Source organism: Haladaptatus sp. W1 (genome assembly GCF_001723155.1).
Taxonomy (GTDB): domain Archaea; phylum Halobacteriota; class Halobacteria; order Halobacteriales; family Haladaptataceae; genus Haladaptatus; species Haladaptatus paucihalophilus.
Window position 1 is genome coordinate 1 of record NZ_MEIH01000304.1, and the last position, 1278, is coordinate 1278.

At 54.2% G+C, this 1278-nt stretch carries 1 protein-coding gene; it reads right to left on the reverse strand.

Translation table 11 applies throughout. The features are described from left to right. Positions 1-866 precede the first annotated feature (866 nt). Positions 867-1278, reverse strand: a 412-nt coding sequence (locus BG842_RS15350) for a GAP family protein (protein WP_069451422.1), incomplete at its 5' end; no start/stop codon positions are given.

Here is a 1278-nt window from a genome sequence, read left to right on the forward strand (position 1 = left end):
GATTTGTCACTGTTCCGAACTCGTTGTCTAACCCGACGACGCTCGGTACGCCGAGAACGCCATACAGCACGCCTGCGCAGCAGTTCGCGTTCGAATTGCCACGATTGTTCTCGGTCTTGTCCTCTTGTCGGTGGTTCTCGGTGCTGTCACCTGGGCATCATTCGAAGTTGGAGCCGTTACGAACAGCGCACACACAGAGACTGAAGCAATGTTTGACAGTGGCCAGTTCGGTGATTTAACAGTCGAATCGGTGAGTGTCAACTATAATGTCGATGAGGTGCTCCTCAAGAATCCAGCTAGCGTAACCGTCGTCGTGGCACACAGTCCAAACGCGCAGCTGCCAGCTGACCTCGCACAGCATATCGATGATCGTCTAACAAAAACGACCGGAGAAGACGTTGTCGTCGATGTCGAATTTGTGCGAGGAGAGAGTTCAGCTTCGAATTAATGCTGTGAGAGACAACAAAAGCAAAATACTCGCCATTTACTACCGAGAGACTCGAATAGATAGACGCCATATCGAGTGATAGAGACGGTAGCAGCGAAGTTTCCAGATACTCACGGGGTGCCTCACTCTATCCACTAGCGGACACGCATAGATCGAAAAGGGGTACCGTCCCCCGTCCACTTCCGCTTATGGCCCTAATGGGAAGTTATGGGCAGAGGCAGAAAACCCAAAATTCAACGCCGAGACAGAGTGAAGCTATCGAATTCGAATTTATAAATTCCATAGTGCGATATGAAATTGGAGGTGAGTCGTCCGAGCCGTCCACCGAACGACAACGGTGCAAGTCCGTGTGCGGACAAGAGATTACTCGGAGAGATGGAACGAAACGGACGTTTTCGAGCTTGGTCCACGAAACCGGTTAGCCGAGGAGGTTGTTGAGGCTCATACCGACGAAGAGAAATATGACGACCTCGCTGACGACCCACGAGTTACCGTTCATCCACTCCCGAGCCTTCGGCAGGAAGGCTTCGGCCCGTTCACCGAACGCGAGCAGGACGAGCGACGGAAACGCCAAAATCAGCAGGGTAACGACGATGAATCCGAACGAATCCGTGAGCGGGAGGCCGTTCGAGGCGAGATAGGACCCGACGGCGACCGAGGTGAAGATGTCGGTCGGAAAGAAGCCGAGCAACAGGAAACCGAGTCGGAACGAGAACCGCGGGCTCGCGGACGTCAACTTCCCCATCCATTTCGGGGGTTCTGACTCCTCCCGCGTCAGGTAGGTGTGCACCATGGCGGCGAGGAGGAGGACGAGAACAATGGCCGAGAGC